General features: G+C 39.7%; 6 protein-coding genes. All 6 read right to left on the bottom strand.

Going from position 1 to position 5,308, the window contains the following annotated elements:
- Positions 1–109 precede the first annotated feature (109 nt).
- Positions 110–700: a hypothetical protein gene (locus LIX84_RS23040; protein WP_203498393.1), complete on the bottom strand. Its 591-nt coding sequence runs from the start codon at positions 698–700 to the stop codon at positions 110–112.
- 752 nt (positions 701–1,452) lie between these two features.
- Positions 1,453–1,860, bottom strand: a complete 408-nt coding sequence (locus tag LIX84_RS23030; RefSeq protein ID WP_226422250.1) for an OsmC family protein — start codon at positions 1,858–1,860, stop codon at positions 1,453–1,455.
- Positions 1,861–1,988: 128 nt separating this feature from the next.
- Positions 1,989–2,888 carry a hypothetical protein gene (locus LIX84_RS23025; protein ID WP_226422249.1) on the bottom strand — a complete coding sequence of 300 codons (900 nt, stop codon included), beginning with the start codon at positions 2,886–2,888 and terminating at the stop codon, positions 1,989–1,991.
- 168 nt (positions 2,889–3,056) lie between these two features.
- On the bottom strand, positions 3,057–3,971 hold the full coding sequence (locus LIX84_RS23015; RefSeq protein ID WP_226422248.1) for a hypothetical protein: 915 nt from the start codon (positions 3,969–3,971) through the stop codon (positions 3,057–3,059).
- Between the two features lie 204 nt (positions 3,972–4,175).
- A complete protein-coding gene (locus tag LIX84_RS23005; RefSeq protein WP_329958999.1) occupies positions 4,176–4,820 on the bottom strand; it encodes a DCL family protein in 645 nt (214 codons plus the stop codon).
- A 141-nt stretch (positions 4,821–4,961) separates the two neighbouring features.
- A partial coding sequence (locus tag LIX84_RS22995) for a hypothetical protein (RefSeq protein ID WP_226422246.1) occupies positions 4,962–5,308 on the bottom strand: 347 nt, incomplete at its 5' end.

Raw genomic sequence — 5,308 nt, 5'->3', positions numbered from 1 at the left:
TGTTAAGGTGTGAGCAACGCTATACCGAAGCTGCCGCATACCACCTTAAACACTAAAACCAACGCATAGTAAAAATGCCACGCGTTGCGAATCACTCTTAAACAGTTTGTTAAGTTTCAGTTTTCTGCACAAACTCATTGTAGAATTTCATTGCATCCTCTTCAGAGCCCAAAGCGGTGCTGATGAGCATCTGCAAGCTCCACAAACGTCCCGGAACGACTTCATCTAAGTCTAAGTCAGCAGGATAACTCTCAGGGTCGATAGCCATTTCTAGGTTTACAAACCACCAAATTTCTATCTTCCGCAATAAGCCCACCATATCATCAAAGCTTTTTGCCACATCAAAGTCGCAGCCTTGGGAAGCGAACTTAAATAGTTCATGCGTCAGTTCATTACGATGACGTTTAATACGCTCATATACTTCAATATCAGCGTCATCAATAGCGTCATGTTGCTTTAACCATAAAAGCGAAGCATAGGTTCGACTACGGTTTAGCTTTAAAACTTTGAGCTTATAATCATCGCTAACAAGTGGGCCGTTTTCATCAAATCCATTTGTAAAGAACTCTCTAATTTTATCTTCGATACTACTTTTTAGCATCTCGAATGCCATCGAGTGTACAGACGCCGTGATTATATTGTTCTTGAGCGACACTGGATTGAGAAACCTTTCCCATGACGCTTTTACTTCTTTATCCATTGCACCTGAACTCCAATGAAACTTAACGCCCTGCTAAGGGGTGAGCAACGCAATACCGAAGCCTCTGCACACCGCCTTAATCACTAAATTCAACGCATAGTGAAAATGCCACGCGTTGCGAATCCCTCTTGAGCAGTTTGTTAGTTTGCAAACCCAAAGCGTTGATTTTACTTTATTTTAAACTTTGCAAACAATACACTCCATGTGTTTTGATGCACTTAAGTCAGGCGTAGTCTCAAAGCGGCTGCTCAATGAAACCACTTGGAACAAATAACGCCGTAGAAAACATACTGACAACACCAAAAAGCGCTTTTGGAAAACCAATCTCACAATGCGGACTTTCAACAAAGTCACTAAAACCACGTGGAACTTACCACACCAGAGAAAACGTCATTTCAGCGAGTAAATCGGCTTTTGTACCAACAAACTCAACGAGCAGAGTTTCAGCAAAAGAGTTCAGCTCAATTAACCCAAAAGTCGCCGCACCAAAGAACGAATCAACCGTTGAAACGATGCCAATTTTGGATTTTTACCACACTAATTAGCACTGAAATTGAACGCCGATACGACAATTTATACTTTGAGCTTTTACCACTAAACCTTGCGATATAGCTGCGTTTTTCCTCTTGCAAACTAACGCCGCGTTAAGGGGTGCCGGCACGCAATACAAAAGCTTCTGCAAAGCACCTTAAACACTAAACTCAATGCATGTTAAAAATGCCACGCGTGCCAAATCCCTCTTAAACGCTTTGTTAAGTGCAATTTTTACCCACTTCGGCTGAACAAGTGATATCGATCGTAGGGCTCAACATAAGACAAACATGACAATGCTTTTCCACCGCTTCTTGAGCTGCTCGCAAAATGTCAGATTCCTTAAAACCACTGCCATTTACTGTAAAGTGTAAGTTTGCCGATTTATATAAACGAGGTTCTGATTCCGTTAGGGCAAAAGTAACCGTATTTTCTAGACCTTGAATTTCAAAACCTTGATCTTGTAGTAACAAGACGACATCCGTAGCACTACATGAACCTAAAGCCGACAATAGAACTTCCGTTGGACAAGGGGCTTTCTCACTTGTAGCGTCAACATTAAACGTAAAACCGCCTTCAGTTAACACTTTAAAGCGACAATCACCATCCCATTTTATATTAATGCTCATACTTCCCTACTTTTTTGATGTGACTCTCGCTGATTGCACTTAACGCCGCATTAAGGTGTGAGCGACGCTTGGCTATACTTGAGCGAAGCGAAACTGCCAAGCGTTGCGAATCACTCTTAAATGCTTTGTTAGCAATATGACTCCACAGGCTTCGAAAAACTGTATGTGCTAGTCAAATGCAAAGATTTTGCTATTTCGATTGTACAATTACTTTCAAAATATTCCCCTTCTTCATCCCATACATCTTTCATATGGAAGTAGTCGTGAGATTGAAAGCCTTCGTTAAAATTAAAAAGGATTGCTTGAATGTAAACAGCACTTGCCCTCGAAGCATGAAAAAGGAGATTTAACAAATTTCTCTTTTTGTCTTCACCCCCCCAATATTCTGGATTGTCAATTATTGGGAAAACACCATGAGCAATATGATTTCGTAGATTTCTGATCAAATGCAAACCAGCGCTATTATCAGTTTCCTTCACATCATCTATGCCATTGACCCTTAAAGAAAAGTGGTCAATGTACTTTCTAAAGGTTATCTCTAAGTTTTTCATTATATGAAAAAAATTGTCAGGCAAAGAATCTTTAGGAAGAAGATCGATCACTACTGTTGCTTTCATGCTTGGCTCCCGAAGCCGTTTATTTTGGGGCATGTTAACGACAACATCCAAAGAGTGATATTCTTTGTCAATAAACCGATAAGCCTCTTCCATTGCATTCGCAACGTACATAAAACGAGTCAATGCAGTAGAGTATTGTGTGAAATGCTCCTCATCTAACGCCTCATCGTCAATATCTGAAGGACAGTAGATTTCTGACATTTCATCTCTATATCGCCACCACTCCATATCAACTCTTTTTAAATGAGCAGCAAGTTTTAACCAGTCGCCAATAACTGACGTTTTCACTATTCGAGTAGTACCATGTTGAGTAAACTCAACTGAGTTACCCAAATATTTACAGAGTTCCGAAAGCTCAAAAAGATGTGATTCTAAGGGTCTGTTTTTTGAGCAAGTTGGACACTTCGTCATTTACTACTTCCTTTTTATAATATTGCTAACGCCCGCTTAAGTGGTGAGCAACGCAATACCGATGTTTCCGCATACCACCTAAATCACTAAAATGAACGCATGGTAAAAATGCCACGCGTTGCGAATCCGTCTTAAAGCGTTTGTTAGCTGTATTTCACTCGCAGACTATCAATCTAGGATTTCACGCAAGAATATAAGCTTTGGTATACGACTACCTTTGTTATCAGCCCCCCAAACAACTGTAATGTGACCATTAATTGAGAGCTTATTCTTGAGATCCATCGGTTTAATTGTAGGGTCAAGTTGTAACTTAACACGCCGTTTGTGCAACGAAGGAGCTACAACTGCCCAACCCCGTTTTGCCGAGTCCAAGTCAATAGCACGAATTTCAAGTTTAACGTCATGGAAATCTTCGACAATGTCTTCGGATACTTCTGATTTAGATTTATATTCAGGCAATGCACGAACCGAAGCATTAGAAATTTGAATATTCGGATCTTCGTTGAACGTAATGGTAGCGTTAGGGTCAAGCTTGGCGGGCTTTACTACATTTAATGAGTTTTCAGCGAGTTTATCCTTGTCCTTGACTGCAGAAATAACGATGTTCGTAAATTCCTCTGCCGTCATGTCAACCATTCCAGCACCAATTTGAATAATAGTATTATTGTTTGCTTCCACAGTAGCTTTAGCTTCTTTATCTGAAGGTGCAGATGACTTACCTAAATAGTAAGCACCGCCAGCAAGAATCATTGCCACTAGCACAGCTGACAAGAAATTGGGGTTATTATTCATGATTTTCTCGATGCCTAGTTTTTGTCTTGTGTTATCGATGCATTCATCAAATCTTTGCTGATTTCCGAAAATCAGTTTTACGACTAAGTCTTCCCAAATGCTGTCTGACCGAAGTTCTTTAATAAAAACTTCAATATCAATTACTTTAGCATCAGGGAAAAGAGCCTCAAGTACTTCTGGAGCTTGTTTTACCAAACTTTCAAAAGCAATAAGCGAACGTGCGATTTCACCGACAGGTACGTATTCTTTATTGGAGTAATAAATACGCTGACTAACTTCTTGGTATTGCATATAATTTCTTAAACATAATATCGACTGCCAATATAGTACATCGTTTCATATGCTAAGTCGTTGACTTACTTCACTATACAGCTAACGCCCGCTTAAGTGGTGAGCAACGCAACACGGAGTTTCCGCATAGCACCTTAATCACTAAATATAACGCATGATAAAAATGCCACGCGTTGCGAATCCGTCTTGAAGCGTTTGTTAGTTTTATTTGCTTAAGTTAGCCTCAATACTAAGTAACTCAAAGCTTGCTCTTGATTGATGGTATTTCTGCCAATTTTCCATGACCACATGATTGGCAAGCTTTCCTCGCTGATCTGTATCACTATATTCTGGGTCAATCAATTCAACTGACTCGTAAGTAAGACCATTTTCAATAAGAAAATTGGTAAGCATGTCATCAAAGGAAATCGAAGCGTAAGAAACATGGCTATTGTCGAATGTCAGATTAATACCTAACTTTGGACATATAGCTCCATTAGAAATAGCTTCATTTTTGAACGTCATTACTGTGTTTTTAACAGCCCTTCGAAAAGCGTAAGAAACAACCATTTTTTTTGTATATGGCTTAACGCAATGTCTCCAGCTAATTACGACTCTAGAGCTATCGTTTCGGATTATGAACAAACATTTGTTGCGATGAAAATCTAATCCCACTTCAATGTCTTTAATACCACAACCCACCTTCTCGTCATACTCACTATGCAATGTAAACAAAGCCTCAAAAAAAGCTTTGTCATCCAACGTCATTAGTGAGCCGGGAGTATATGAGTTAATACGACGACGAGCATCTTCTTCACATGCCTTTCGGGTACCGAATTTAAATTGACCAAATGAAATAGGTTTTGCCACAACTTTCTCCTGTAAAACTAACGCCCTGTTAAGGTGTGAGCAACGCAATACCGATGCCGCCGCATACCACCTTAAACACAAAACGCGACGCATAGTAAAAATGCCACGCGTTGCGAATCACTCTTAAACAGTTTGTTATGCTCATTCTTCAAGAAGGCACCGAAACTTGTTATCCCTATCTTTAGCGGTAATCGTTTCACCATAGGTATAGCATTCAAGTGTCAGCTCGTTGTTTTCAATTATTACGATAAACCCAACATCAACATTGCCTAGTTTTCCTACAAATACAGGTTCTGAAACAACATGTCTGTTTATGGGTATTGAACGGGACTTTAGCGTCAAAAAGTACCCAGCTCCGGTAAAATAAATCTGCTGATTAAGATCTACACTATTAACAATAGTTTCCCAGTCAATCGAAAGAGTATCGAGCGCACTTTTAATAATGACCTTTTCAAACAATTTCATCGCTTTCTCTTTGAGCATAACGC

The organism is Vibrio sp. E14, from assembly GCF_020515785.1.
GTDB lineage: Bacteria > Pseudomonadota > Gammaproteobacteria > Enterobacterales > Vibrionaceae > Vibrio > Vibrio diabolicus.
The sequence above is the reverse complement of the archived record's forward strand: the minus strand, read 5'-3'. Positions and strand labels throughout refer to the sequence as shown.

Coding starts and splice junctions, on each gene's coding strand:
- LIX84_RS23040 (WP_203498393.1), bottom strand. CDS start 700: ATGGATAAAGAAGTAAAAGCGTCATGGGAAAGGTTTCTCAATCCAGTG.
- LIX84_RS23030 (WP_226422250.1), bottom strand. CDS start 1,860: ATGAGCATTAATATAAAATGGGATGGTGATTGTCGCTTTAAAGTGTTA.
- LIX84_RS23025 (WP_226422249.1), bottom strand. CDS start 2,888: ATGACGAAGTGTCCAACTTGCTCAAAAAACAGACCCTTAGAATCACAT.
- LIX84_RS23015 (WP_226422248.1), bottom strand. CDS start 3,971: ATGCAATACCAAGAAGTTAGTCAGCGTATTTATTACTCCAATAAAGAA.